A 25,926-nucleotide genomic window follows, 5' to 3' on the forward strand; every position below is an offset into this window, starting at 1 on the left:
CTTTCTTAATGTGTAAAGTAGTATTTAACCTGAGCGCCATAGGCATAAAATGCTTGTTGTACCTTATGTAAAGCCGTAATAGATGGCGTCGACAAATAAGGCATCAATCGGCCGTTGCTATGATACTCTACAGGAAAAGTTAATACTGACGTGCTGTATTTAGACAGAACAGCAGAAGCACGCTCTATGTGTGTAGCTGATGTAACTAAGACAACATCTTTGTTTGAAATAAAACTCTTGATAGCTTCAACTTCACTTACTGTGGTTGTTCCCTCAGGAATAGTTATTATGTTGTCCTTCGATACGCCTAATGAAACTAGAAATGAAGCTGCTTTTTCAGCATAACTAACGTTTTTGTCGTTTAAAAAGTAGCCGCCAGTTACCAGTGTTGGGATATTAAATGCCCTTGATACCTCACTTGCACCGACCAAGCGTTGTAAGGCGCAGGGAGGCCAACGTGAAATTTCAGTCATTTGGCCTTCGGTAAAATAGTAACACGCTGGTACCACGATAAATTCGGCATCAATTGCTTCGCTTTTCAGCTCGGATACAGTAATCGTATGTTCTAAAGGGTAAAGTAATAGGTCTGCGAAATAGGGCTGAGAAGTCAAAAATATATAAATGAATGCAATACGATAGAGCAGTCTGTATCCTTTTTTTTGTAAGCGTTGTAGAAGGCAAGCTACAAGTACTAGTACACTGAACATCATCAAAGGGTTGGTAAAGGCGATTACAATACTTTTTGTGATAACCATTGATGGATATGTCCTACTGTCTGACTATTTTGTGAGGTAAATTTTGCGCTCAAACAAATACTGGTTTGTTATTTTTGTTTTTTTATAGCTAACATACAAGCCGCCAATCACTCGTTTCCTGATGTAGTAAAACAAGTATCCCAAAGTATCGTTGCAGTGGCAATTGATGCACCTATAAAGCATGCAAACCCCAAAGTGTTAGGCACGGGTTTCATTATTCACAATGGCCAATATGCCATCACAAATTATCATGTGGTTTCACAGGTGTTAGATCCAAGCATTGTAGAGCATCATGTGGTACTCAGCGGTTCTGGACAAATAGTAAAAAAAGTAAAGGCAGAAATTCATTCTATTGATATAAAGCATGACTTGGCGCTACTCAAGTTAGACGCTACATTGCCTGCAATGAAACTTAGCGAACCTGAAATGATGCATCCAGGCACAGAAGTAGCATTTACAGGGTTTCCTATTGGCGCTGTTTTAGGCTTGTACCCTGCAACGCACCGAGGCTATATTTCAGCAATTACACCTGATGCAATACCTGCAAACAATGCCAATGAATTGTCATCTCTTTTGATGAAACGGCTTTCCGACGCAAGTTTAATATATCAGTTAGATGCAGTGGCCTATCCGGGAAACAGCGGTAGTCCGCTCTATTCTCCTGTAACTGGAGAAGTAATAGGTGTGATTAACAAAGTGCTAGTTAAGGATGCAAAAGAGAGTGCATTGTCTTCGCCAAGCGGAATTTCTTATGCTATTCCAGTTGAATATGTTCACAAATTGCTGAAAAAGATTTAGTTTATGAAAAATATAACAAGGCTAACTTTCTTTCTCATATCATAGCTGAACTATTTTCCACATCTGGGAAAGTAATATATTCGTGCCATCGTGGACGTCATCAATTCGATTAAGGGAAAAAATGAAAATTCTAGTTACAGGGGCTGCAGGGTTTATTGGTGCAGCAGTTTCACATTACCTCATTAACCGAGGAGATGAAGTTGTTGGTATCGACAATATCAATGATTACTATGATGTGAATTTAAAACATGCCCGCTTAGCGCATTTACAGGCGTCACCAGCTGCTTCTCTTTTTTCATTTGTTGAAATGGGTGTGGAAGAGCGAGATAAAATGGCCGATTTGTTTGCTACTCACAAATTTGACCGTGTTGTGCATTTGGCTGCTCAGGCCGGTGTTCGTTATTCCATTGAAAACCCGAACGCGTATGTTGACTCCAATTTAGTTGGCTTTATGAACATATTGGAAGGCTGTCGACACAACCACGTTGAACACCTTGTTTATGCATCATCAAGTTCTGTTTATGGCGCGAATGAAACAATGCCATTTTCTGAACAACACAATGTGGACCACCAAGTTAGCTTGTATGCGGCTTCTAAGAAGGCCAATGAGCTTATGGCGCACACCTATAGCCATTTGTATAACATTCCAACAACAGGGTTGCGATTCTTTACCGTGTACGGGCCGTGGAGTCGCCCAGATATGGCGCCGTTCAAGTTCACTAAAGCCATTTTAGAAGGAAAAACGATCCAAGTGTATAACTATGGCAATCACCGCCGCGACTTTACTTATATTGATGACATTGTTGAAGGTATTGTTCGGGCGTTGGACAAGATTGCTAAGCCAAATGAACAGTGGGACGGAAGTAACCCTGATCCTAGTACAAGTAAGGCGCCGTATCGCGTATATAATATTGGCGCACAGACTCCCGTGCATTTACTTACCTTCATTGAAACTTTAGAGAAAGCATTAGGCGTTGAAGCGGAAAAAGAGTTATTGCCCATGCAACCTGGTGATGTACCTGATACATACGCGGATGTTTCTGCTTTGGCGAAAGATACAGGATATAAACCATCAACCGATGTTGAAACGGGGGTCAATGCATTTGTTGCTTGGTATCGCGATTTTTACCAAGTTTAATGATCATAATAGATTGCATTAATTGTTAGCAAAAATCCTGCTCATACACACTATTTAGAATTTAGTTCATTAGGTAAATAACAGTAAAATGTGCAGAGTAATGAGGATACAAAAAAGCCGCCGTGTTTAAAATAAAGCAGGGCGGCTTTAGCTTGTAAGGTGCCTTAAAATAGCAATCAGTGTTTAGCGAGTTTCGCTTTCATTTCACGACGTCTTGCATGTAGCAAAGGTTCAGTGTAGCCACTTGGTTGCTCTTTACCTTTGAAGATAAGGTCACTGGCGGCTAGAAATCCGATTGAGTTTTCTAAGTCTGGCGCCATGGGGATATATTCAGCGTCACCACTATTTTGCTCATCCACCAATACCGCCATACGTGCCAATGATTCTTTTACAAAATCGACGCTCACTATGCCGTGTTCCAACCAGTTAGCAATGTGTTGAGACGAAATTCGCAATGTTGCTCTGTCTTCCATTAAGCCTACATCATTGATGTCTGGTACTTTTGAACATCCCACACCTTGATGCACCCAGCGGACAACATAGCCCAAAATACCTTGAACATTATTATCAATTTCTCGTTTGATGCTTTCTCGAGTAAGGGTTGAAGCATCCTCCAACAATGGAATCGTTAAAATGTCATCTAAACCATCAAACTGATCATCTAGCGATTTCTGTACATCAAACACATTTACATCATGATAGTGCAGTGCGTGAAGCGTTGCTGCCGTAGGAGACGGAACCCATGCAGTATTCGCCCCAGATTTAGGATGGCCAATTTTAGTATCCATCATGTTTTGCATTTCATCGGGGATAGGCCACATACCCTTGCCGATTTGCGCTTTGCCAGATAGTCCACAGCGAAGACCAACGGCCACATTGGCGGTTTCATATGCTTTAATCCAAGGCATTGCTTTGAGTGCCGCCTTTTCAGCAAAAGGTCCTGCTAGCATAGAGGTATGAATTTCATCGCCAGTTCTGTCTAAGAACCCTGTATTGATAAACACCACCCGTGAACTAGCCGCCGCAATACAGGCTTGTAGATTCACACTGGTACGGCGTTCTTCGTCCATAATGCCCATCTTTAAGGTGTTTGCTGGTACATCAATAATGGTTTCAATACGTCCGAATAAGGCATTCGAGAAGGCAACTTCTTCAGGACCGTGCATTTTGGGCTTAACGATATAAATACTGCCTTCGCGACTATTTTTGAACTGACTATTACCGAGTAAATCATGTTTAGCAATAAGCGAAGTAACAACCCCGTCCATGATCCCCTCTGGCACTTCTTCACCGTCAAATAGCATGGCATCGTTAGTCATTAAGTGGCCAACATTACGTACAAACATCAAACTTCTACCTGAGAGAGTCACTTCAGATTGTGAGTTCGCGTGCTTTGAAGGTTGGTAAACACGATCTTCGTGCATGGCGCGTGTTAGCTGTTTACCACCTTTAGTCATTTCAATACTTAAGGTGCCTTTCATTAACCCCAGCCAGTTGCTGTACACCAAGGTTTTGTCCTCAGCGTCTACTGCGGCTACTGAATCTTCACAATCCATAATGGTCGTTAGTGCCGCTTCAATTAATACGTCCTTAACGTTGGCAGCGTCGCTTTCGCCAATTGGATGTGCGGGGTCTATTTGAATTTCAAAATGTAACCCATTGTGCACAAATAACAGGGCTGATGGCGATGAAATTCCACCTTGGTAGCCTAACCACTGTTCTGTATTCGCTAGCGTTGTGACATCACCATCGGCAAGGGTTGCCAATAGCTTTCCAGTTTCTATTTGATAAGAGGTAACATTCGCATGGCTGCCTTTGGCAAGTGGAAGCATATTATCTAGATACGCTTTTGCTTTAGCGATAACTTTAGCTCCCCGCGCTGGGTTATACCCTTTACCTGCTTCAGCACCATCTTCATCGCTAATTACGTCTGTACCGTAAAGCGCATCGTATAAACTGCCCCAGCGCGCATTTACGGCATTAAGTGCGTATCGTGCATTGTTGATAGGAACAACAAGTTGAGGGCCTGCCATGGTTGCAATTTCTGCATCAACATTCGACGTATCTACGTTTACTTGTGAAGGCTGTTCTACCAAATAGCCAATGCTCTTTAAGAATGCATTATACTCAGGGCAATTAACTGGATTACCGGCTTTGTGATAATTATCTATTGCCAGTTGAAGTTGGTCACGCTTTTCCAGTAGTGCTCGGTTTTGCGGAATAAACTCTGCGAAGAGGGCTTCTGTCCCTTGCCAGAATGCATCCTGTTCGACGCCTGTTCCGGGTAGAGCTTGTTGATTGATGAAGTTGAAGAGTTGCTCAGCAACTTGTAATCGGCCTCTTGTAATATATCCTTGCATAACTACCTCTATACATTTATCTGATGACTCAGTGTAGTGTGTATAGAGATAGTTTTTTAATTTATGGTTTGTATTTTTGCCATATATTTTATGAATGGTTAGCCGGCGTTCATTTCACTGGCCACATCACTGATGAGTCGGCGCAGCCAAATATGTCCTGCATCGTGATGAAGTAAAGCACTCCACGCCATTTTCAATGCGATAGGTGGAATATCAAAAGGTGGCTCTTTGATAACCACGCCAGGGTCGTGTTTAAACAATCTTGCTGCTTTACTAGGCAGTGTTGCAATAAGCTTTTGTCGCTTGGCAATTTGCAGTGCAGCGTGATAATGGCGGGTAAAAACACGAATGGCTCGTTGTTTGCCGATTTTTGTCAGTTCAGCATCAACCCAACCCAGTTTTTGAACTTCGTTTGGATCGATACCCACACCGACACCAAAACCTGTTTTGCTCACCCAAATATGCTGTGCTTTCAAATAGCCATCTAAGTCACATTTTTCAACCAGTGGATGGTCAGAACTCATGACACAGCTGAATGTGTCGTACCAAATGACTTTTTGGTGAAAAGACAGTGGTAATTCATCAAAGCGGTTAATTGCCATATCCACTTTACCTTGTTCAACATCGTGGAATGTAACATCACTTGGGGTGATCAAATCTAGTGTGATGTTTGGTGCTAAATCAGCGAGGCGACCGACAAGTTCCAATAGCAAAGTACTCTCAGCATAATCGCTGGTCATGATACGAAATGTTCTATCGCTAGTAAGCGGGTCAAAGTCGGTTTCTGGTTGTATTGAACTTTCAAGACGACTAAGCACGTCACGAATTATAGGTTGGAGTTCAAGAGCGCGCTTTGTGGGTGTCATACCGTCGCTTGTTCTTACCAAAAGAGGATCTTTGAATAAATCACGAAGACGCTTTAGCCCGTTACTCATGGCGGGTTGAGTAATACTCAATTGGTTCGCGGCTTTAGTAACGCTACCTTCGCGAAGCAGTACATCTAAGTACACCAACAGATTTAGATCGACCTTGGCTATATTCATATTTTTAATGCTCACACTTCATCTAATTGTACGGCGCTATTATATCGGTTTTTTATTTGCTTGTCAGATAAGCGTTTAGTCTTAAATTTTTGTTTCATTTTTACGTAACCGTATGAATTTTATGTTTTATAGTTGGCTTTTATGAGTATGGGATTTTTATATTGAAAGTTTAGGACTGGTTTAGATAATAAATATTCTGAATGTTGTAAGGTGGTGTTTATTTGCCAAGCAAGGAAGCAAGGAACTAAGGAAGCAAGGAACTAAGGAAGTATTCGGGGAGGCGCAGATACCGCCAAGAACGAATTCGTGTGTGTTTGAAACAAAAAAGGCACCCGAAGGTGCCAAATGGAAAGGTTGGGATACTTTCCTTTTTCGCTATAAAGTGGCTAACACTTATACGTCGAATTGATTCATTGTGTTGTCTTCACCAGACGCTTTAAGTGCACCTTCACCAGAGAAGTATTCTTTGTGTGTGTCACCTAAGTCAGAACCAGCCATTGCTTGGTGCTTAACGCATGCAAGGCCTTGACGAATCTCTTGACGTTGAACGCCGCGAACGTATGCAAGCATGCCTTCTTCACCGAAGTAGCCTTTTGCCAAGTTGTCTGTAGACAATGCAGCAGTATGGTAAGTCGGCAGAGTAATAAGGTGATGGAAAATACCCGCTTCACGCGCAGCGTCTGCTTGGAAGCTCTTAATTTTCTCATCTGCTGCCGCAGCCAACTCACTATCGTCGTAATCGGCTGACATAAGCTTCGCACGGTCATATGCAGATACATCTTTACCTTCTTCAGTCCATGCATCAAATACTTGCTGACGGAAGTTAAGCGTCCAGTTAAACGATGGAGAGTTGTTGTACACAAGTTTGGCATTCGGTATTTGCTCGCGGATAGCATTAACCATCTCTGCAATTTGGCCAACGTGAGGTTTTTCAGTTTCAATCCACAGTAGATCTGCACCGTGCTTAAGTGATGTTACGCAATCAAGTACAACGCGGTCAAAACCTGTGTTGTCTTTGAAACGGAACAAACCGTTAGGAAGACGCTCTGGTTTAACCAGCTGACCACCTTGCTTCAGCACTAGGTCGCCTTCGCTTAAGTCGTCAGCGCCAGCAACAGGCGTAGTTTTAAGGAACGCGTTGTATTGCGCTGCTAAGTCACCCTCAGACGTTGATACTGGGATCTTTTGGGTAAGGCCAGCACCTAGCGAGTCTGTACGAGCAACAATTACACCTTCGTCAACACCAAGTTCAAGGAATGCATAGCGAACAGCGTTAATTTTAGCTAGGAAATCTTCATGTGGAACCGTTACTTTACCGTCTTGGTGACCACATTGCTTCGCATCTGATACTTGGTTTTCAATTTGAATACAGCATGCACCAGCTTCAATCATTTGCTTAGCAAGAAGGTAAGTTGCTTCTTCGTTACCAAAACCGGCGTCGATGTCGGCAATAATTGGAACAACGTGAGTTTCATAGTTATCGATTTCAGCCTGGATAGCCGCTACGTCACCACCGTTTTTCTTTGCTTCGTCTAGCTTGTGGAAAAGGTCCCCTAGCTCACGAGCATCAGCTTGACGTAAGAAGGTGTATAGTTCTTCGATTAGCGCTGAAACAGACGTTTTCTCATGCATAGATTGGTCTGGAAGAGGGCCAAACTCTGAACGAAGCGCCGCTACCATCCAACCTGAAAGGTACAAGTAACTTTTATTTGTTGTGCCTTGATGTTTCTTAACCGAAAGCATTTTTTGTTGGCCTACAAAACCGTGCCAGCAGCCTAAAGACTGAGTGTACTGAGACGAATCTGCGTCATATTCTGCCATGTCTTTGCGCATGATGCTTGCTGTGTAGCGAGCGATATCCAAACCTGTCTTAAAACGGTTTTGAATTTTCATACGGGCAGCGAACTCTGGGTTGATACCTTCCCAAGTTCCGTTTTGTGCTGCTTTTAATGTGGCGAAGTTATCAATGTCTTGTTGATATTGCGACATGAGCGTCTCTCCCGACTATAATAATTAATATGCTTGATGTTACGTAATTAGACGTTATTAGCGATTACGCTGTAGGGCGTTCCCGTTAGTTCCATTTCATCCTAGTGCGAGATTTAGAATAATAGAAATATATATATTTCATTGTGGTTATTTATTTGGTGAATGCGTGTTTAAGGGAATAGGCAATGGATAATTGGTTGCTGACACGATGCCCGTGCGTTTTTACGTTGCTGTTAACACTAGGCAGAGTTTTTAGTTAGTGCTGGAAATTGGAAAATTAATGGGCCTTTTTAGCAAAAAGGGGAATAGCCTTAAAAAACATACTAATGTAGATTGAACAGGTGGCACATTGGGTGAAGATACCAGTAATCAGTGGTCATTTAGAACAAGAATACTGGCGAATTTTTGGCGTAAGTAAATGAAAAAAGACAAAAGTGAACATTATGAGTAACAGCGTACTATCATCGGTCGATCAAAGGACAAAGCTGGTTGGTGAAAATAGGTTAGAACTTTTGATGTTTCAATTGGGGACACGCCACACTTTCGCAATGAATGTATTCAAAATCAAGGAAGTGATAAATATTCCTAAATTGAATATTATGCCCGGCTCACACAGTAACTTAAAAGGTGTGATGAACTACCGAGGAAAATCAATACCCATCATAGATTTACGCCAAGCAATCAAAATGCGCAGTGCGGTAGCTGAGGATTTCGCCAAGAATATAATTATCACCGAGTACAACCGAAGTGTGCAGGGCTTTATTATTGGTGAAGTAAAAACCATTGTTAATATGTCGTGGAGCGATATTCAACCTCCACCAAAGGGGATTGGAAAAACAAATTATCTAACCGCTATAACTCAGGTGAATAGTGAGGGTAAATCTGAGCTGGTGGAGATCATTGATGTTGAAAAAGTACTGGCAGAGATTATCGATTATGACATTACGATTTCTCAAGAAGTGCTTGATGATGACATTGTTTCGCACTTTAAAGACAAAAAAATATTGATTGTTGATGACTCCGCCACGGCAAGAAAGCAAATTAGAGACACATTAGAGCAACTGGGTGTTACCATTATTGAACGTAAGAATGGTGCTGAAGCCTTATTGTTGTTACAAAAATGGGCAGGTGAGGGGAAGAGACCTTCAGATGTAATCTTACTTATGTTTACCGATGCTGAAATGCCTGAAATGGATGGGTATCGATTGACGGCAGAAGTGCGAAATGACCCTCGAATGGAAGACTTATTCATCGCGCTTAACACATCGTTAAGCGGCAGCTTTAACGATGCAATGGTTGAGAAAGTAGGTTGTAATCGGTTTATTTCTAAGTTTCAACCCGATATGTTAGTTGATGTAGCGCAGCAAAGATTACGAGAATATCTTGCCGAAAAATAAACGGTTTTTAGGTCTAGAGTATTTTATCGGAATACTTTGAGGATAAAGTCTGGCTGTTTTACACTATACCCCATAAAGACTCTTTTTGTGCCTATCTGTACGTGTATTTGCCAGCTGGGCGTTACCTTCAAACTCAGGGAAGTTTAGATGATTAGAAAATTTGTTCGCACCTCATTGGTTAGTTGTGCGTCAGTGGCGTTGTTAGCTAGCTGTGGTATTACAGAAGAAGCCGCAAAACTTGTTTCAAGTAATCAATCACACGAAAATAATTCTACTCGTGTTCCTAAAAACATCATCATGGTTGTTGCTGACGGTATGGGCCCAGCGTATACCACTGCCTATAGAAATTTTGTCGATAATCCTAACACCCCAGAAATTGAGCGCGTCGTATTTGACGATATATTAGTGGGAAATGCGTCAACCTATCCTGCACCTGTGTCAGGATACGTTACTGATTCAGCCGCTGCAGCAACCGCGCTTGCAACGGGTGTGAAATCTTATAACGGTGCTATTGGGGTAAATGCTAATAAGCAACCGGTAAACTCCGTTATGTATCACGCAAAGATGAAGGGCATGAGAACAGGTCTAGCGGTGACATCACAGATTGTTCACGCCACACCTGCATCTTACATTGCGCACAACGAGAGTCGCAAAAATTACAACGAAATAGCTGAAGACTTTTATGATGTTCGTGCAAATGGAGAGTTCGTTGCTGATGTCATGTTAGGTGGTGGTACGTCTTACTTTGAGCGCGAAGATCGCGATATTTTGGCCCAATTTATTGATGCAGGTTACGAGTATGCGGATTCTTATAATCGTCTAGCGTCTGTTCCGGCGGGTAGCAATGTTATCGGTTTATTTGCACCAGTAGCGCTTCCGGCAGTGCTTGACGACAAGCGAAAGAATCGTCTTGAGTACCTTGCTCAACACGCCATAAAGCACCTAGAAAATGATAACGGCTTTTTCCTTCTCATCGAAGCAAGTCAAGTTGATTGGGCAGGACATGCTAACGATATTGGTTCTGTTGTAGCTGAAATGCACGACCTCGCTATAACCATGGAATATCTGCGCGGTTATGTGGAATCTAACCCAGATACTTTGGTTATCCTGACAGCAGACCATAGCACTGGTGGCTTGACCCTAGGCGCGAATGGCGAATATCGATGGAGTCCAAAGTTCCTTGAGAATATGTCAGCTTCAGCGATGACCATAGCCCTTGGCATGAAAAAAGAAGAGAAACCTGGTGAATATGTTGCAACACAATTAGGTTTATCATTGACCGATGAGGAACTTGCAACATTAGACAGTGTTGCCAACCAAGATGAAGAAGCCCGTTTTCGGGCGATAACGGCGTTTCTCGATACAAAAACGAATACAGGATGGACGACCAGTGGTCACACTGGTGTAGATGTTGAAGTGTTTGCTTTTGGGGCTGGTTATCAAAGTCTTATGGGACAAATTGATAACACAGACATAGCAAAGACAATTTTTTCTTTTATTGATAAAAAACAACCTCAAAAAAAGAAGGTTGAGGCACAAAGAGCAAAGAGCAATATAGAGTTTACTTCTGATGAGGAAAAGACAGACTCAAAGCTATGTGACTTCAAGGAAGATTGGCGTTGTAACTAATGCTTAAGCTTTCACTAGTTTAGTTTTCGATGAAAAGCGCCCAAATGGCGCGTTTTTTTGTTAACAAAAAAAAGCGATGCGAAGTCTGTTTACACAGAATTTATTAGCGATAATTGTGTCGGATTACTTTACATTTTATACCTAATGCTCTTTTAAGTAGCTATTTTCCAAATAAAAATTTATTGGTGTGGATTGTGCTAGGCATAGTGATCATTAAATTATTTTGATTGCCGAAGTACAAATAATGAAAAGAAAGTTTGCAGGCTTAGTTGTTGCACTATTTACGGTAAGCACAGCTTACGCAGGGGTGATACGACACGATGTTAGCGACAATCGATATCGTGCACTTGCCCAACAGTCGCAGTTCGACCCAGTAGGAGATCTCTTATATTCAACTAACGGAGGTCGTTATCGTTGCTCTGGTACGTTAATATCGAGCGAGTTTGTTTTAACCGCCGCGCATTGTCTTGATGATAATTCTACAACCAATGTACAATTTTCTGTTGGTGGTACCGCTTACAACGCACTTTCTTGGTTTGTACATCAAAGCTGGGATCCATTCGCCTCAGGTCATTTGTTTACAGGGTGGGATATTGCTCTACTCAAATTAGACCAATCCGTTTCAAACGTTCAAGCCGCGACATTATATGAAGAAACAAATGAAATAGGTCAAATTGGCACACATGTCGGGTTTGGTGCCTCTGGTACAGGTTTAACGGGTGACGTGACCTCATCAGGAAAAAAAAGAGCAGGCGAGAATGAAGTCGATGAGGTTAACTTTAATGACGAAGGGCACGACCGAATTTTGTGGACAGATTTTGACGCTCCAGCGGGTACTCAACCCGAAGATGGAAATGGCTTGTTTAATAGTGCTCTTTATCTGCAAAATCCGGTAAATGCACTCAAAGGCCGTCAATCAGGTACTGCCCTTGACCTTGAGTATGCAATTGGTAGCGGTGACAGCGGTGGAGGTTTTTTCATTTATGAAAATGATGAATGGTACTTAGCTGGAGTGCATTCTTTCACCGCATCTATCGATGCGAGCGGCGCTGATTCTACTTATGGTGATTTTAGTGGTTCTACGCGCGTTTCGTCTTTTATTGACTGGATTAGTGATACGCAGGCTTTGATGACAGTCGTATCTACACCGAATACTGCGTTAATATTATTTGGCGTTTCTATTCTGTTGTTAAGACGAAGGCGATTAGTTTGATAAATGCTGAATTGGGAGTTATGGCAGTCACTTTAATTTGACTGCCGTATGTTTTTGAGAGAGCGTTGGATTTTGTGAAACAAACTACGCAAGTCGTATTCACTTAAGAACCTTCTTACTATACAGCTGTCGTGCAAAGCATTAGTGCTACCTTAAATTTGTCAGACTATACCGTATTATTGATTAATAAAATTATCGAGCTCTTCTCCAGTTATCTTCTTAATTTGCGCAAATAAATACCACAGTGCTGCAATAAGCAAAATCATACTGGGGATCACAATAACGGGGTAACTCAATGCCGTCATTCTACCTAACTCTTCAGTGTATGCTGTGGTACCTGGCTCGCTCACTAAAATAACTTTTGCCAATATGTAGTTAAGCGCAGAAGATAAGAAAAATGAACTAGCTACTATGTAAGAGCTAACTGCTATTTTCTTCTTAAACTCAGCCTGCTTGCCTTTTGCATCAAGAACCGCATTTAAGTGAGGCCAATTGATTATTTGATCGTTTAATATGAGCATTTTCACTAACGGCTTGTTTGAATATTGTGTAACTAACACAGCAATGCCAATAATGCCCGGTATGGCAGCTTCTTTTATGGCAATGTACTCTGCTGGTAGTTTCAATAGGCTAAACCCACCAGTTAACAAGACACTAATGATGCCTAAAATTGAAAAGCCATTAACTTTACCTGAGCTTTTTAAATCCCATAGACCATAGCCAATGGGAAAGCTCAGTGCAGCAACAATACTCCAAGCTGGGCCAAGGTAATCTTCAGAGCTGGCATAGCTCATAAGTACGACAGGAATGACAATATTGAATGCGAGGTTTCCAAAGAAGCCTTGGTTTTTTTGTGTAGGTTGCTGAACTGCTGACATAGATTATTTACGACATGATTTTTTTGACATTATGTTATGACGCTAATTATACGGAAACTGGCTAGCGTGCCCAGTACCATGCGGCAATTAAACCACCCAGAAAGCCAAATAGGTGATATTCAAAGGAAATAAATTTTGATGTGGGAAGTACGCCGACTAGCATTCCGCCGTAAAGTGCTGCAACCACTAGTGAAATAAGCAAATAACGTATTTTTTTGCTGCGAAAGCCCGCCAAAACAAGAAAGCCAAAGTAGCCGTACACCATACCACTTGCCCCAATATGCGTAGCGGTTCTACCAAATAGCCATACACCGAGACCACCAACAATAAGTGCACAAAGTGTGGCAATGACAAAAGTTCGCTTACCCCATTGCATGGTTAACCACATGAAAAGTAATAGAGGGATAAGGTTAGCCATTAAATGGGTGGGTGTGCCATGTAAAAATGGTGCAGTGAAAATATAAGGTAAATGCGCTAACGAGCGGGGCACTACGCCAAATTGATTGAGAAAATTACCCGTTAATAAATTGGCGACCTCGATAACAATGAGCAATGCGCCTAGGGTTAACAGTACTCTCAATTGAAAAGAAAGGGGCTTCATGTAGGTTCCTTAGCTACGACTAAATACTACTGCTTAAAGAATAATATGCGGTAGGTAACGAGAAAGATCTTGCGTGATAGCCGATTTGTCTTCCCTTACTGAAATACCTGCGGGCATATCGTCTACTAACCAACTACCTATTAATGTGTGATTGCCGTCAAATACGGGAAGTGGAGCAAACGATTGAACCACAAAGCCTTCTTCTCCATAAGGGCCTGAACTGAGTACATTTTCATTCCCATCAGTGAGCATTGAAATATTGGCACCCTCACGTGAAAATATCGGCTTTTTGATCCACTTTCCAGAAAGACTATTTTTATCCATGTCATCGGAAAAGTAGGCAGGGAGCAGGTTAGGGTGACCACTGAAGCGCTTCCACAACTGGGGCAAAAGGGCTTTGTTAGAAATGACTGATTTCCATGACGGCTCTAGCCAATTAACGCTCGCTTCATCAAGTGCATTACCAAACTCTTCGCGCAGCATAAATTCCCAAGGGTACAGCTTAAAACAATCTGTGATAGGCGAGTTTTGTAAGTCGGTAAAAACACCAGTATCGGCAAGGCCAATATCTTCAATAAAAACAAAGTCGGCAGTAAGACCGGCTTCGCTCGCACAGTCTTGTAAGTATTGAACGGTACCTCTGTCTTCTACTGTGTCTTTACAGCAGGTCATGTGAAGTTGGCTAATATTGTAATGCAGGGCTATTTCTCGAAAGCGGTGAACTAACTTCTCTTGTAAGCTATTAAACTGGTCAGCATGTCGAGGGAGCATACCTGTATCAACGTTTTGCTCTAACCAAAGCCACTGCCAGAACCCTGATTCGTATAAGCTTGTTGGTGTATCTGCATTGTTTTCTAAAAGCTTAGCTGGGCTTTTGCCGTCATATACTAAGTCTAGTCGCGAATACAAACTAGGGTCTCGCTGTTCCCAGCTAGTTCGAATACGATCCCAATGTGCTTGAGGAATGCAGAAACGCGTGAGTAACTCTTCACTATTGATCACTTCATCGGCAACCGCCAAACACATTTGATGAAGCTCGGCGGTGGGGTCTTCAATGTCGTTTTCTATTTGCTTAAGCGAAAATTGGTAGTAAGCACTTTCATCCCAGTACGGCTCGCCGTACATCGTATGAAAGTGAAAACCATATTCATTGGCCAGCGACTGCCAGTTTCTCCTCGGCTGGCATGGCACTCTAAACATGCTTAGCTGCCCCAACTTCCTGAACGGCTACTACTGCCCCATGAGGATTTTGCTCTTACGCTACTACCAAATCCACCGCGCTTTATCGTGCGGTTGACGGTAGGTTTGGGCTTAAAAGCATCTTTACTTACCCGGTAGTTTCGCTTTCGAATATCCCCATCGAATACGTACCCATCAGCGGTTATCCAGCGAGAACGAAAAGGCGAATTATAAGAATATGAGGTATACAGCGGTTGAGAATAGTAGCGACTAGGCGAGAGTAAAGAGCTCACCATGTAACCTGCCATGAACGGCATAAAAAAGCTGCCTGAACCATTATCTACAGAGCGACATTGGTTTGGCCCGAATTCGTATTCACAGTCGTATTCTGTAGAAAACCGTGGACTTGTGCGCATAGCCTCGTCAACTGCCGTTTGATATGCCGCTTCGCATCGCTCTAGCGCGTCGGGAAAGTCTTGTTGGCAGTCTTCAATTGACGTATATATTTTGGCTTCTTCTTTATCACCACCGCAGGCTGTCAACATAACGCTGGCTACTCCCAGCGCGAGTGGCTTGATGCGAAACGCTTTGCGCATACTCAGCAGGTTTATACTTTGGCTGCGTTTGCGCTTTCCTTGGCGAGTTGGTTCACAAAACGTTTCAGGTGACTTTTTGCAATCAGTGGAATCCGCTTCGGTTAGCGTGTTGTTTGTCAAACCACTGGGCGCGTTGTCTGATGAAGAATTGAAGTCGGTCATGGCGGCCTCCTTAATAGGTCATACACGCTGCATTTAGCATGCCTACTGAAATAGACATGCTTGCTAACATCACACCAGCCGAAACTTCGTTATTGTTAATACGTTCAGCAATGGTAGGTAGGAAGCTAAAGCGTAAAATAGCGAACGCCAACGACTGCGCAACTAACGCCACAAGAGCCCAAATACCAAAGTCAATCACAGTTACAGAGTTGGAAGCAGCACTGCCCAAGGCAATTGAAAAACCAATGATTGCGCCGCCAAAACCAATCGCAGCAGCGACATTTTTATCCTCTTTAACTAGCTTCCATTCATCATGGGGAGTTACTAAGGCGTAAACCAATTTGAAAACAAACAAAAAAACGATAGACAAGCCGAAGTACATAGCAAAGCTGCCAAGGCCTGCGAGAGATTGCAAGATAGTTTCCATGTGAGTTCCTTTGTTTTAACCGTTTATATTTATATCAGCAGGTTGAATGTCAAAGCCCGTCGATAGCACTAAGCATCTGTCTAGATTTGCGCCAACTAGCTTTTCTTCTCCAACCACCAAGAGGGTTTCTACTCTATCATTGTCAATTGGACGTTCATATAACATCATGAACTGATCCGTTTTACTAACATCACCGTCTTCTTCGTAGGTAGTTTCGGTAACTGCTACAGGTGGAGATTCATCGCCAACTGCACCCCAAACGCGAGTATAAACCTTGCCGTCTAATTCATAGGTGGGTTGGCTTATTAGCGTATTTAGACACGTTTTCCACTGCGCCTCGCTACCAATGGTTTGGGTGTCGTAAAAATGCCATAGCTTAACATCTGTAATGTGGTTTTCTGAAAGACCACCATCAAGTACCACTTGTAGAAATGCGTCATCGTCGGTGTAGTAGCGAAGTATAGTTCCACCCGTATCCAAAGGCGCTTCACCAACTGCTTGTATAAGCTGTGAACGAGCTGCACGCTCGATTGTGAGTTCGGGCTCGATAAGTGATAGCTTTAGATTATCCAACTCAAATGAGCCACCTAAATAAAGGCCCATAATTTCAGGCGCCTGTGGTTTCTTCGGCGCTGACTTTTTAAATAGTTTACTGAACATAAATGTTGTGCCTCTTAATCTGCATTTAGTGACGACCAATTAATGGCATTAATTCGTCTTTCTGCAATGTAAAAAAGCGTGTCACCGGCATGTAAGGTCACATCAAGAGACGGGTTAACCACCATTTCTTTAACTTGTGAGTTGGGTGCGTAACCAATAAAAATAGCGTCGTGCTTACGCTTTAAATTTGTAAATAGTTTTGCAACTGAAATAGCTGGGCTTGACTCAGGTATTTTTACAGAAAACTGTGCCTGACCTTCTTCTACACTTAACAGGTCGTGATGTAGCATACTTGAACCTGGATCAAAGGCGGCCTTTGCCAGCATTTCAACGGCTACACTTGGTGTGCATTCCACTCTTGGACAGTGATCTTGAAGTAAACCAACTAGGCTTTCATCGTCAAAATAGGCCACTAAATGCGCGTCAGGGTTGCGTTTAGAGCAGTATAGCGACGTCGTCATGGTGACATCGTCTTGAGGATTGTCGATAAGTATGGTTCTGGCATTCGATACGCATGCTCTGTCCATGTCTTCGTCTTTATTAAAGGAGTCTACTTTAACAAATTCGATAACACCGGGAAGCGGATTAGCTATATCTGCTTTTACGCACAGTACTATGTCAGGGCGTTCTGGCATTGCATCTCGCTCGCGAATGATCAAATCCAATAGCAGCATCGTTCGTTGTTCATTCCAGCCGATGACGAGAATATGTTTGTCCAGATGTAAGCTATTCATACCTAGCAACCCTTTTTTCCATTGTAGTGACACCCATGCAGCAACTCTACCAATGACCATGGCAAAGATACTTAAACCCAAAGGAATAACGTAAAACGCGACAATTAGCTTTCCGGCAGAAGTGGTAGGAGAGAGATCGCCATAGCCCACCGTTGATGCCGTTACGGCTAACCAATATACGAAGTCTACGTCGGCGATTAAGTCGTGTTCATCTGCTGCGTACAGCAACCAATATGTAGTGACTGCGTAAAATGCGGTAACACCTAAAATGGTGTACCAGCGCGACTCTGCAAAGTATCGCATCATTATTTTACGCAGTTTTATCCATGGAGACATAAAAGAAGTAGCCCTTGCTGTGCCAGCCTTTACTCTGCCTTGAACGTGTTGAATTGTCTAATGTTTATATGTAACAAGCCGTTGGTCATTAGCACCATTGGTTGTTAGATTAGTTAAGTAGCAAAAAAAGGGAGCACAGGGCTCCCTTTAAGTTAATTGCCTAGAATTCTTGCTAGTTCGTCATCAGCAGACGACTTTCCGCCTTTGATTCCTGCTTCTGCGAGACGTTTTTCAAGATCGCTACTTGACTCGTCACTTGCCAGCTCTTCAGCGGCCTGAAGTTCAGCGTTACGCATTTTCTGCTTTTCTTGAATGCGTGATAGCGACTCAGTTGCCGTTTTCATCTTGCTGTTGGCGCCCATGTGACGTGATGACACAGCAACTTGCGCTTTTTGCACACTTTCTGTTGCTTTCACCATATCAACTTGTTGCTCAAGACGACGCAAATTGGCTTTCGCTTGCTGAATGTTTTGTGCTAATTGCTTTTCAGATTGTGTAAACTGATCAAGATAAGCTTGTTCTTGATCACGCTCTTCTTTCAGTTCAGACACTTTCTGCGCGCAATCAAGTGCAAGTTGACGGTCGGTATCAATTGCTTTGCGCGCATGTGCTTCGTATTCCGCGATAGAGCTATTAAAACTATCAACTTTCTGCTGAGAAAGTTTGCACTTCGCTAAAATTTGCGTACGTGCATGATCAGATTTGCGTAGTTCTTCTTTCGCTTCTCTGATTTCTTGCTCCAGAATTCGAATTGCTTGGCTATCTACCACAGATTGCGCAGCTTCGGTTGCACCACCTTTCACTGCTGTTACTAATTTTTTCCACACAGACATTCGCTTCTCCTTAGAAGTAAATTTTAGTTAAGGTGCGTTTCGTAAGCATCTAGGAAAGATGCAACGTTCTGAAACAGGGTTTCCACTTCAATTACAATACTCTCGCCTTTGGATTGTGCACTTAGTGCCCCAAACGCGGTGTAATATTCTTCGCCACCGATGGTAGATATGCCAACAGTGGTTAATGGGAAGACCATATGAGATGACAAGATTTCATGATCCAATGCAGGTTTGTCTTTAACCTCTGAAGCTGCAAACAGCAAGCTTTCAACTAATATCTGCTCACCGCTAATTGCAAGCCATGCGTCAATACCATCTTGGTTCGCAATGAGTAAGCAACCTTCCTCACGCGTTACCACAAAGTCATCGTGTTCTTTAAATAAAGCTTCGATGCTTTCTAGTTCCCAGCTCATATTTGTCTCCTTGTATAATGGAAGCGATGTTGTCGTATATGAATGTCGTGTTGCTCGAAAAAATTTCAACAGTATTTTGTGTTTAAATTCGAAAATACTGCACAACTTTTTAAACGCTTGAGTTAACCAATCTAGTTAACTGCTCTAAACAAGCTCTCAATCTAAGCGTCCAAGTGTGCATTCAAGCCACTTCACTGTAGCGGTTATTTTCATACACGCCAATATCTAGGCTTGCAGTGTAGTCTCAATATGCCATAATCGTCAACGGGTTTTTTACTTCATAAGTGTAAAAAAGTGTGTTTTTGTAAAATATATATCACATTTGTGTATTTTGAGGTGTCAGTTGAGTGCGAAAAATGTATGGCGTCAAACGGTAGCTCGGGTTGTAAAATCTGAAATGTCAGTACGCGGTGTTAAATACCAAGTGTTAAGCCAACGTTTAGAGGAAATTGGCGTTGAGCAAAGCGCTGATAACCTGAGAAACAAGGTAAACAAGGGAATAATGGGGGCAGACTTACTGCTACAAATACTCTATGTATTAAAAGCTAGGCCTATTGATGGGGCACTACTTGAAGAAATCTTAACTGATCTTCAGGAGTAAAACGCGTAAACTAAAGCACTTTTTACGTCAGTATGTTGTTTTTAATATTTTTAGGACAAAAAAATACCCAGCACGAGACTGGGCATGAATAATAAGGATTGTTTATGGGAGAACATCATCACTATCTGACTATATCTTAACCGTTTAAGCGATTAAAGGCTATATGCAGTAAAAAGAATATGCGTATACGCCATGATAATATGTTATTAGAATTTATACTTTTTGTTAAGTTATTGATGATTATTGTGGTTTTTTTGTGTTCGTCTCTATAAAGAAAACCGAAAAAATAGTTTGTTTAAAATTTTTGCGACTTAAATTTCTCTTAAGTTGCTACTTTAGTCTAACTTTGTGGTCAAAATTACGTTGTATTTATGAAACTATCTGATTTCAGCTTTGAGCTTCCTGAAAAATTAATTGCTAAGTATCCAACTGAGCAGCGTGCGGCAAGTCGTCTATTACATTTAGACGGAAAAACAGGAAAAGTGGAACACACCATGTTTGCCAATATGCTGAACTTTGTCGAGCAAGGCGATCTCCTTGTTTTCAACAATACACGTGTAATTCCCGCGCGTCTTTTAGGTAAAAAGGAAACCGGCGGTCAAGTTGAAGTACTTATTGAACGAATCACCTCAGACAACACAGCATTAGCTCACGTCAGAGCCAGTAAAGCACCGAAACCCGGTACTAAGCTTACCCTAGAAGATAAAGTGAATGTGACGGTAACGGGTCGAGATGATGCGTTATTTATGTTGCAATTTGACCATGAAGAAACGGTATTGAGCTTACTTGAAGCACATGGGCATATGCCTTTACCCCCGTATATTGACCGCCCTGATGAAAACTCAGACAAAGAACGCTACCAAACAGTTTACAATCAAAAGCCGGGCGCCGTTGCAGCACCAACAGCCGGATTGCATTTTGACGACAGCATTCTTGCTGAGCTTAAAGAGAAAGGTGTTAATTTGGCTTTTGTCACCTTGCACGTTGGGGCTGGCACCTTTCAACCCGTTCGCGTTGACAACATTCAAGAGCATAAAATGCATGCCGAATATGCAGAAGTGCCTCAAGAAGTGGTTGATGCAGTATTGCAAACAAAGGCTGATGGAAAGCGTGTTATTGCCGTTGGCACTACGTCTGTGCGTTCATTAGAATCAGCAGCAAAAGTTTGTGCACAAAGCGGGCACAAAGACGTGATAGCCCCGTTTTATGAAGACACTGAAATTTTTATTTACCCAGGCTTCGAGTTTAAAGTCGTGGATGCCATGTTCACGAATTTTCATTTACCTGAATCTACGTTGATGATGTTAATCAGCGCTTTTGCCGGTAAGGACAACGTTATGAATGCCTATCAATGCGCTATAAAAGAAGAATATCGCTTCTTCAGTTATGGTGATTCTATGTTTATTGAACGCGCTTAGTACGCTTTTTATCGTAGTGACAAAGTGGCAATTCAGTTTGCGAACGTATCTTAATTTGTGAATTGTTTTGCCACTACATTGCTAACTTAAGAGATAAGAAGCGATAAACATAGATACAGGGCATGATCTCAGCTGATTTACTGGTATAATCCCGCCCAATTTATTTTTATACCCAGCGCAAAAGCGCGATACAGTGGGAAAGCTTTCATATGCAATTTGAGTTGTTAAAAACCGACGGACGCGCTCGACGTGGTCGTTTGGTATTTGAACGTGGTGTAGTTGAAACACCAGCGTTCATGCCCGTTGGTACGTACGGTACCGTTAAGGGAATGACCCCTGAAGAGTTAAAAGACAGTGGTGCCCATATCTGCCTTGGCAACACATTTCATTTAATGCTTCGCCCTGGTACTGGTATCATTCGTCAGCACGGCGACTTACATGACTTCATGAACTGGGATAAGCCTATTCTTACAGACTCAGGCGGTTTCCAAGTCTTTAGTCTGGGGGATTTGCGCAAGATTACTGAAGAAGGCGTAACTTTCCGTTCACCTATTAATGGTGAAAAAATTCTTCTTACGCCAGAGAAGTCAATGGAGGTTCAGCGCGACCTCGGTTCAGATATCGTTATGATTTTCGACGAATGTACGCCGTATCCTGCTACTGAGCAAGAAGCGCGAGTTTCTATGGAAATGTCTTTGCGCTGGGCTAAGCGCAGTAAAGAGGCTCATGGCGATAACCCAGCCGCGTTGTTTGGTATTATCCAAGGTGGTATGTATGAAGGGTTGCGCGATGTTTCATTAGCAGGCCTCGAAGCGATTGGTTTTGATGGGTATGCCATTGGTGGTCTTTCAGTGGGAGAGCCCAAAGAAGACATGATCCGCATCATTGACCACACTGCGCCGAAGATCCCGGAAGACAAGCCGCGCTATTTGATGGGCGTAGGTAAACCGGAAGATTTGGTAGAATCTGTGCGTCGCGGTATCGATATGTTCGACTGTGTAATGCCAACGCGTAATGCCCGTAACGGCCATTTGTTTGTAACAGAAGGCGTAGTGAAGATTCGTAATGCAAAGCACAGAAACGATACTTCACCACTTGACGAGAAATGTGATTGTTACACTTGTAAAAACTATTCTCGTTCATATCTACATCACTTGGATAAATGCAATGAGATTTTGGGTGCGCGTTTAAATACCATTCACAATCTTCGTTACTACCAGCGCGTAATGCAAGGGCTGAGAGACGCTATTGATGCGGGAACGCTCGACGCGTTTGTACAAGAATTTTATGAACAAAAAGGGTTGCCGGTTCCGGCACTATAACAACGATAATATTTGGGGAATTTTATGAGCTTATTTATCTCAAACGCATACGCACAATCTGCTGGTGGTGCTCCGCAAGGTGGTGGTATGGAAATGATCATCATGCTAGCGGTGTTTGGTTTGATCTTTTACTTCTTGCTTTACCGCCCACAAGCTAAGCGCGTAAAAGAGCATAAAGACCTAGTTTCATCATTGAGCAAAGGTGACGAAGTACTTACCCAAGGTGGCTTGGTTGGAAAGATTACTAAAGTGTCAGAAGAGAAAGACTTTATAGAAGTTGCGCTTAACGACGCGAATAACATTGTTGTTCAGAAGTCTTCAGTTACTGCTGTGTTGCCAAAAGGCACAATGAAGTCTCTGTAAGTAACAAACGCCGGGGCCGGGACGCTACCCGGAACTGGCTCGAAAGGATTATCCAGTGCTAAATAAAAACTCAATTTGGAAAGTATTGAGTGCGCTCATCGTCGTAGCAATGTGCGCACTTTATGCACTTCCCAATATTTACGGTGAAGATCACGCCGTTCAAATTTCAGCAGGCCGAGACGCCGTAGTGACACAAGCGACTGTTGATCAAGTCAAAGCTGCACTTGCTGAACAAAATATCACACCAAAACGCGTTGAATTTGAAAACGAACAAATTTTAGTTCGTGTTTCTGATTCAGACACACAACTTGTAACTCGCGAAACCCTCGAAAAATTGCTAGGCGATGAGTACTTCGTTGCAATGAACCTTGCTCCTGATACGCCGGAATGGCTTGAAGGATTAGGCGGGGCACCGATGAAATTAGGCTTAGATTTACGCGGTGGTGTGCACTTCCTGATGGAAGTTGACATGACAGAAGTTATTGCGAAGTCTTTAGAAGATGCAGAAAGTGGCTTTCGCACATCGCTACGCGAAGAGGGCATTCGTTATCGCGGAGTGAAACAAGTTGATGATCACATTGACATCTCGTTTCGCGATGAAGATGCACTAGACAAAGCGGAATTTTTTCTTCGCAATCAAAGTCGCGACCTTACTTTTAATCAAATTGACGACCTTACATTACGCGCAGTCTTCGCTGAGAGCAAACTGCAAGAAATACGTGATAATGCAGTAAAGCAAAACATCACTATTATACGTAATCGTGTAAACCAGCTTGGTGTTGCTGAGCCGCTTGTTCAAAAGCAAGGTGCTGACCGTATCGTCGTTCAACTTCCTGGTATTCAAGACACTGCAAGAGCAAAAGAAATTCTTAATGCGACGGCAACGCTTGAGTTTCGAATGGTTGACCAGAAAAACGATATTCGCGATGCGTTAAATGGCCGCGTACCTCCGGGCTCACAAGTGATTGATGATCAACAAGGTATCCCTCAGTTACTTGAAAAACGCATCATGCTTACTGGTAGCCATATTATCGATGCTAACAGTGGCGTTGATGAATACGGTTTGCCAAACGTAAACATATCGCTAGATTCCGAAGGCGGCAATAAAATGTCTCGTTCAACCCGTGGCAATATTGGTAAACCAATGGCAACGGTATTTATCGAATATAAATCAACGGGTGAACGCAATAAAGACGGTAAACTTGTTTTTGAAAAACACGAGCAAGTTATCTCAGTTGCCACTATTCGTGCTCAACTAGGCAGTAAGTTCCAAATAACCGGCCTTGATTCACCAAAAGAAGCCCGCGATTTAGCCTTATTGTTGCGCGCTGGTGCACTAATTGCGCCTATTCAAATCGTTGAAGAGCGTACAGTTGGCCCAAGTTTAGGTAAGGAAAATATTGAACTTGGTATGCAGGCTATCATGTACGGCTTGGTTGCTGTTTTGGCCTTTATGCTGGTCTATTATAAAGCGTTTGGTGTTGTTGCTAATATTGCACTAATCACTAACCTAGTGATGATTGTGGGTATCATGTCGATGATCCCTGGGGCTACATTAACCTTACCAGGAATGGCTGGTATCGTTCTTACCGTAGGTATGGCGGTAGACGCTAACGTTCTTATATTTGAACGTATACGTGAAGAATTGCGTGATGGACGTAGTCCTCAGCAGTCAATTCACCATGGTTATGATAGTGCGTTCTCTACCATTTTGGATGCTAATATCACCACCTTCATTGCTGGTCTTATTCTTTTTGCAGTGGGTACCGGTCCAATTAAAGGCTTCTCTATTACGCTAATGATTGGTATTGCTACTTCTATGTTCACCGCCATTTTGGTTACTCGCGTTATCGTTAACGCAGTGTGGGGCGGTAAACGTATTGAGAAATTGGCGATTTAAGGGGCGTAACATGCAATTATTAAAATTATCCGACACCGTCAATTTTATGCGCCTTCGCATTCCTGCGATGGTGCTATCTACCATTCTAATTTTAGGGTCGTTTGTATCTTTGGGTGTGAACAGTCTTAATTGGGGGCTTGACTTCACTGGTGGTACCTTAATTGAAGTGGGTTATCCAGATTCGGCCAACCTAGAATCTATTCGTACACAATTGAATGAGGCAGATTTTGAAGATGCTATCGTGCAAAACTTTGGCAGCAGCCAAGATGTGCTTATTCGTATTGCCCCACGGGATGGCGTGAAAGCAGCGACAATTGGTGAGCAAGTGTTAAGCGCATTGCGTGCTGATGGCACAACTGTTGATATGCGCCGTATTGAGTTCGTTGGCCCCAATGTAGGTGAGGAGCTTACAGAGCAGGGCGGCTTGGCCATGCTTGTTGCGTTACTATGTATTCTTGTTTATGTAGCAATGCGATTTGAATGGCGTTTTGCACTTGGTTCGGTGTCGGCCCTTGCGCACGATGTTATTCTTACGTTAGGCCTATTTTCAGTACTACAAATCGAATTCGACCTAACCGTGTTGGCAGCCGTATTGGCGGTTATCGGTTATTCATTGAACGATACCATTGTTGTATCTGACCGTATTCGTGAAAACTTCCGCAAAATTCGCAAAGGTGAGCCTGTTGAAATTATAAACATTTCACTTACCCAAACCCTTAACCGTACAATTATAACCTCATTGACTACTGTTTTGGTTTTAGTTGCATTGTTCTACAAAGGTGGTGCGCTTATACATGGTTTCGCAACAGCACTGCTATTTGGTGTAATAGTGGGTACTTACTCATCTGTTTATATTGCAAGTTCTGTTGCGCTTGCGCTTGGCATAAGTAAAGAAGACTTAATGCCACCTCAAGTTGAGAAAGAAGGCGCAGACTTAGATCCAATGCCTTAGGCTCTGAGATAGCTACAACATATTTTGAGGTCTAAAAGCCCGTATTTATGAAGTGACCCCCGATAATTAGACATTCTAATTTCTGGGGGTTTTTTATATCTTCAAAAAAAGAGTCGTAGAGAACTAACGAATTACTATGTTATTGAGTGATATGTATGTTCAGTTAGTTTCAAAGCTTGTTAATTGTGTAAGATTAAACTGAGATAATAGAGGAAAGGACTAAGAATAG

General features: G+C 42.5%; 24 protein-coding genes. 11 read left to right on the top strand and 13 right to left on the bottom strand.

Going from position 1 to position 25,926, the window contains the following annotated elements; genetic code table 11:
- Nucleotides 1-5: 5 nt before the first annotated feature.
- Nucleotides 6-755 (bottom strand): YdcF family protein, encoded by a 750-nt coding sequence (locus EYR97_RS02010; RefSeq protein WP_131092162.1) that lies wholly within the window; start codon nt 753-755, stop codon nt 6-8.
- A 156-nt stretch (nt 756-911) separates the two neighbouring features.
- Between EYR97_RS02010 and EYR97_RS02015 the strand changes: the two genes are divergently transcribed.
- Nucleotides 912-1,553, top strand: coding sequence for a S1C family serine protease (locus EYR97_RS02015; RefSeq protein ID WP_242634844.1), 642 nt, complete (start codon nt 912-914; stop codon nt 1,551-1,553).
- A gap of 121 nt (nt 1,554-1,674) precedes the next feature.
- Nucleotides 1,675-2,691 (top strand): NAD-dependent epimerase, encoded by a 1,017-nt coding sequence (locus tag EYR97_RS02020; RefSeq protein ID WP_131092164.1) that lies wholly within the window; start codon nt 1,675-1,677, stop codon nt 2,689-2,691.
- Between the two features lie 176 nt (nt 2,692-2,867).
- Here EYR97_RS02020 and EYR97_RS02025 read toward each other — a convergent pair whose 3' ends face one another.
- The 3 genes from EYR97_RS02025 to EYR97_RS02035 all read right to left on the bottom strand — a co-directional run bounded on the left by EYR97_RS02025 (nt 2,868) and on the right by EYR97_RS02035 (nt 8,083).
- Nucleotides 2,868-5,051 (bottom strand): malate synthase G, encoded by a 2,184-nt coding sequence (locus EYR97_RS02025; RefSeq protein ID WP_131092165.1) that lies wholly within the window; start codon nt 5,049-5,051, stop codon nt 2,868-2,870.
- Between the two features lie 98 nt (nt 5,052-5,149).
- The gene (locus EYR97_RS02030; protein WP_131092166.1) at nt 5,150-6,094 is read right to left on the bottom strand and encodes a LysR family transcriptional regulator; all 945 of its coding nucleotides are present in this window, start codon (nt 6,092-6,094) and stop codon (nt 5,150-5,152) included.
- A 393-nt stretch (nt 6,095-6,487) separates the two neighbouring features.
- On the bottom strand, nt 6,488-8,083 hold the full coding sequence (locus tag EYR97_RS02035; RefSeq protein WP_131092167.1) for an isocitrate lyase: 1,596 nt from the start codon (nt 8,081-8,083) through the stop codon (nt 6,488-6,490).
- A gap of 443 nt (nt 8,084-8,526) precedes the next feature.
- Between EYR97_RS02035 and EYR97_RS02040 the strand changes: the two genes are divergently transcribed.
- The 3 genes from EYR97_RS02040 to EYR97_RS02050 all read left to right on the top strand — a co-directional run bounded on the left by EYR97_RS02040 (nt 8,527) and on the right by EYR97_RS02050 (nt 12,322).
- A complete protein-coding gene (locus EYR97_RS02040; protein WP_131092168.1) occupies nt 8,527-9,480 on the top strand; it encodes a chemotaxis protein CheV in 954 nt (317 codons plus the stop codon).
- 147 nt (nt 9,481-9,627) lie between these two features.
- Complete coding sequence (locus EYR97_RS02045) at nt 9,628-11,109, top strand: alkaline phosphatase (protein ID WP_131092169.1); 1,482 nt, start codon at nt 9,628-9,630, stop codon at nt 11,107-11,109.
- 244 nt (nt 11,110-11,353) lie between these two features.
- Nucleotides 11,354-12,322, top strand: a complete 969-nt coding sequence (locus EYR97_RS02050; RefSeq protein ID WP_131092170.1) for a trypsin-like serine protease — start codon at nt 11,354-11,356, stop codon at nt 12,320-12,322.
- A gap of 176 nt (nt 12,323-12,498) precedes the next feature.
- Here EYR97_RS02050 and EYR97_RS02055 read toward each other — a convergent pair whose 3' ends face one another.
- The 9 genes from EYR97_RS02055 to EYR97_RS02095 all read right to left on the bottom strand — a co-directional run bounded on the left by EYR97_RS02055 (nt 12,499) and on the right by EYR97_RS02095 (nt 19,141).
- A complete protein-coding gene (locus EYR97_RS02055; RefSeq protein WP_131092171.1) occupies nt 12,499-13,200 on the bottom strand; it encodes a VC0807 family protein in 702 nt (233 codons plus the stop codon).
- Nucleotides 13,201-13,261: 61 nt separating this feature from the next.
- Nucleotides 13,262-13,801 (bottom strand): rhomboid family intramembrane serine protease, encoded by a 540-nt coding sequence (locus tag EYR97_RS02060; protein ID WP_131092172.1) that lies wholly within the window; start codon nt 13,799-13,801, stop codon nt 13,262-13,264.
- Between the two features lie 33 nt (nt 13,802-13,834).
- Complete coding sequence (locus EYR97_RS02065; RefSeq protein ID WP_131092173.1) at nt 13,835-15,001, bottom strand: glutathionylspermidine synthase family protein; 1,167 nt, start codon at nt 14,999-15,001, stop codon at nt 13,835-13,837.
- Between the two features lie 2 nt (nt 15,002-15,003).
- Entirely contained in the window at nt 15,004-15,738 is a 735-nt protein-coding gene (locus tag EYR97_RS02070; RefSeq protein WP_131092174.1) for a DUF1190 family protein, read from the bottom strand.
- 10 nt (nt 15,739-15,748) lie between these two features.
- A complete protein-coding gene (locus EYR97_RS02075; protein ID WP_131092175.1) occupies nt 15,749-16,165 on the bottom strand; it encodes a DUF350 domain-containing protein in 417 nt (138 codons plus the stop codon).
- Nucleotides 16,166-16,180: 15 nt separating this feature from the next.
- On the bottom strand, nt 16,181-16,825 hold the full coding sequence (locus EYR97_RS02080) for a YjfK family protein (RefSeq protein ID WP_131092176.1): 645 nt from the start codon (nt 16,823-16,825) through the stop codon (nt 16,181-16,183).
- Between the two features lie 14 nt (nt 16,826-16,839).
- Nucleotides 16,840-17,895 (bottom strand): potassium channel family protein, encoded by a 1,056-nt coding sequence (locus tag EYR97_RS02085; protein WP_181409121.1) that lies wholly within the window; start codon nt 17,893-17,895, stop codon nt 16,840-16,842.
- A 152-nt stretch (nt 17,896-18,047) separates the two neighbouring features.
- Nucleotides 18,048-18,728 (bottom strand): PspA/IM30 family protein, encoded by a 681-nt coding sequence (locus EYR97_RS02090; RefSeq protein WP_131092177.1) that lies wholly within the window; start codon nt 18,726-18,728, stop codon nt 18,048-18,050.
- 23 nt (nt 18,729-18,751) lie between these two features.
- Nucleotides 18,752-19,141: a DUF2170 family protein gene (locus tag EYR97_RS02095; protein WP_131092178.1), complete on the bottom strand. Its 390-nt coding sequence runs from the start codon at nt 19,139-19,141 to the stop codon at nt 18,752-18,754.
- Nucleotides 19,142-19,484: 343 nt separating this feature from the next.
- On the opposite strand from EYR97_RS02095, the gene EYR97_RS02100 reads away from it, so the two are divergent.
- The 6 genes from EYR97_RS02100 (at nt 19,485) to secF (ending at nt 25,697) form a co-directional block, all read left to right on the top strand.
- Complete coding sequence (locus EYR97_RS02100; RefSeq protein WP_131092179.1) at nt 19,485-19,742, top strand: DUF6471 domain-containing protein; 258 nt, start codon at nt 19,485-19,487, stop codon at nt 19,740-19,742.
- Nucleotides 19,743-20,113: 371 nt separating this feature from the next.
- Entirely contained in the window at nt 20,114-21,160 is a 1,047-nt protein-coding gene (queA, locus tag EYR97_RS02105) for a tRNA preQ1(34) S-adenosylmethionine ribosyltransferase-isomerase QueA (RefSeq protein WP_131092180.1), read from the top strand.
- A 209-nt stretch (nt 21,161-21,369) separates the two neighbouring features.
- A complete protein-coding gene (gene tgt, locus EYR97_RS02110; RefSeq protein WP_131092181.1) occupies nt 21,370-22,482 on the top strand; it encodes a tRNA guanosine(34) transglycosylase Tgt in 1,113 nt (370 codons plus the stop codon).
- 24 nt (nt 22,483-22,506) lie between these two features.
- Nucleotides 22,507-22,845, top strand: coding sequence for a preprotein translocase subunit YajC (gene yajC, locus EYR97_RS02115; RefSeq protein WP_131092182.1), 339 nt, complete (start codon nt 22,507-22,509; stop codon nt 22,843-22,845).
- A gap of 55 nt (nt 22,846-22,900) precedes the next feature.
- Nucleotides 22,901-24,745 (top strand): protein translocase subunit SecD, encoded by a 1,845-nt coding sequence (gene secD, locus EYR97_RS02120; protein WP_131092183.1) that lies wholly within the window; start codon nt 22,901-22,903, stop codon nt 24,743-24,745.
- Between the two features lie 10 nt (nt 24,746-24,755).
- The gene (secF, locus tag EYR97_RS02125) at nt 24,756-25,697 is read left to right on the top strand and encodes a protein translocase subunit SecF (RefSeq protein ID WP_131092184.1); all 942 of its coding nucleotides are present in this window, start codon (nt 24,756-24,758) and stop codon (nt 25,695-25,697) included.
- The last annotated feature ends 229 nt before the right edge of the window (nt 25,698-25,926 follow it).

Source organism: Alteromonas sp. KUL42, assembly GCF_006538325.1.
Taxonomy (GTDB): Bacteria; Pseudomonadota; Gammaproteobacteria; order Enterobacterales; family Alteromonadaceae; genus Alteromonas.

Excerpts from the sequence above, each read along its gene's own strand:
- EYR97_RS02010 (WP_131092162.1), bottom strand. The coding sequence starts at position 755 with ATGGTTATCACAAAAAGTATTGTAATCGCCTTTACCAACCCTTTGATG.
- EYR97_RS02020 (WP_131092164.1), top strand. The coding sequence starts at position 1,675 with ATGAAAATTCTAGTTACAGGGGCTGCAGGGTTTATTGGTGCAGCAGTT.
- EYR97_RS02025 (WP_131092165.1), bottom strand. The coding sequence starts at position 5,051 with ATGCAAGGATATATTACAAGAGGCCGATTACAAGTTGCTGAGCAACTC.
- EYR97_RS02030 (WP_131092166.1), bottom strand. The coding sequence starts at position 6,094 with ATGAATATAGCCAAGGTCGATCTAAATCTGTTGGTGTACTTAGATGTA.
- EYR97_RS02035 (WP_131092167.1), bottom strand. The coding sequence starts at position 8,083 with ATGTCGCAATATCAACAAGACATTGATAACTTCGCCACATTAAAAGCA.
- EYR97_RS02040 (WP_131092168.1), top strand. The coding sequence starts at position 8,527 with ATGAGTAACAGCGTACTATCATCGGTCGATCAAAGGACAAAGCTGGTT.
- EYR97_RS02045 (WP_131092169.1), top strand. The coding sequence starts at position 9,628 with ATGATTAGAAAATTTGTTCGCACCTCATTGGTTAGTTGTGCGTCAGTG.
- EYR97_RS02050 (WP_131092170.1), top strand. The coding sequence starts at position 11,354 with ATGAAAAGAAAGTTTGCAGGCTTAGTTGTTGCACTATTTACGGTAAGC.
- EYR97_RS02055 (WP_131092171.1), bottom strand. The coding sequence starts at position 13,200 with ATGTCAGCAGTTCAGCAACCTACACAAAAAAACCAAGGCTTCTTTGGA.
- EYR97_RS02060 (WP_131092172.1), bottom strand. The coding sequence starts at position 13,801 with ATGAAGCCCCTTTCTTTTCAATTGAGAGTACTGTTAACCCTAGGCGCA.
- EYR97_RS02065 (WP_131092173.1), bottom strand. The coding sequence starts at position 15,001 with ATGTTTAGAGTGCCATGCCAGCCGAGGAGAAACTGGCAGTCGCTGGCC.
- EYR97_RS02070 (WP_131092174.1), bottom strand. The coding sequence starts at position 15,738 with ATGACCGACTTCAATTCTTCATCAGACAACGCGCCCAGTGGTTTGACA.
- EYR97_RS02075 (WP_131092175.1), bottom strand. The coding sequence starts at position 16,165 with ATGGAAACTATCTTGCAATCTCTCGCAGGCCTTGGCAGCTTTGCTATG.
- EYR97_RS02080 (WP_131092176.1), bottom strand. The coding sequence starts at position 16,825 with ATGTTCAGTAAACTATTTAAAAAGTCAGCGCCGAAGAAACCACAGGCG.
- EYR97_RS02085 (WP_181409121.1), bottom strand. The coding sequence starts at position 17,895 with ATGTCTCCATGGATAAAACTGCGTAAAATAATGATGCGATACTTTGCA.
- EYR97_RS02090 (WP_131092177.1), bottom strand. The coding sequence starts at position 18,728 with ATGTCTGTGTGGAAAAAATTAGTAACAGCAGTGAAAGGTGGTGCAACC.
- EYR97_RS02095 (WP_131092178.1), bottom strand. The coding sequence starts at position 19,141 with ATGAGCTGGGAACTAGAAAGCATCGAAGCTTTATTTAAAGAACACGAT.
- queA (WP_131092180.1), top strand. The coding sequence starts at position 20,114 with ATGAAACTATCTGATTTCAGCTTTGAGCTTCCTGAAAAATTAATTGCT.
- tgt (WP_131092181.1), top strand. The coding sequence starts at position 21,370 with ATGCAATTTGAGTTGTTAAAAACCGACGGACGCGCTCGACGTGGTCGT.
- yajC (WP_131092182.1), top strand. The coding sequence starts at position 22,507 with ATGAGCTTATTTATCTCAAACGCATACGCACAATCTGCTGGTGGTGCT.
- secF (WP_131092184.1), top strand. The coding sequence starts at position 24,756 with ATGCAATTATTAAAATTATCCGACACCGTCAATTTTATGCGCCTTCGC.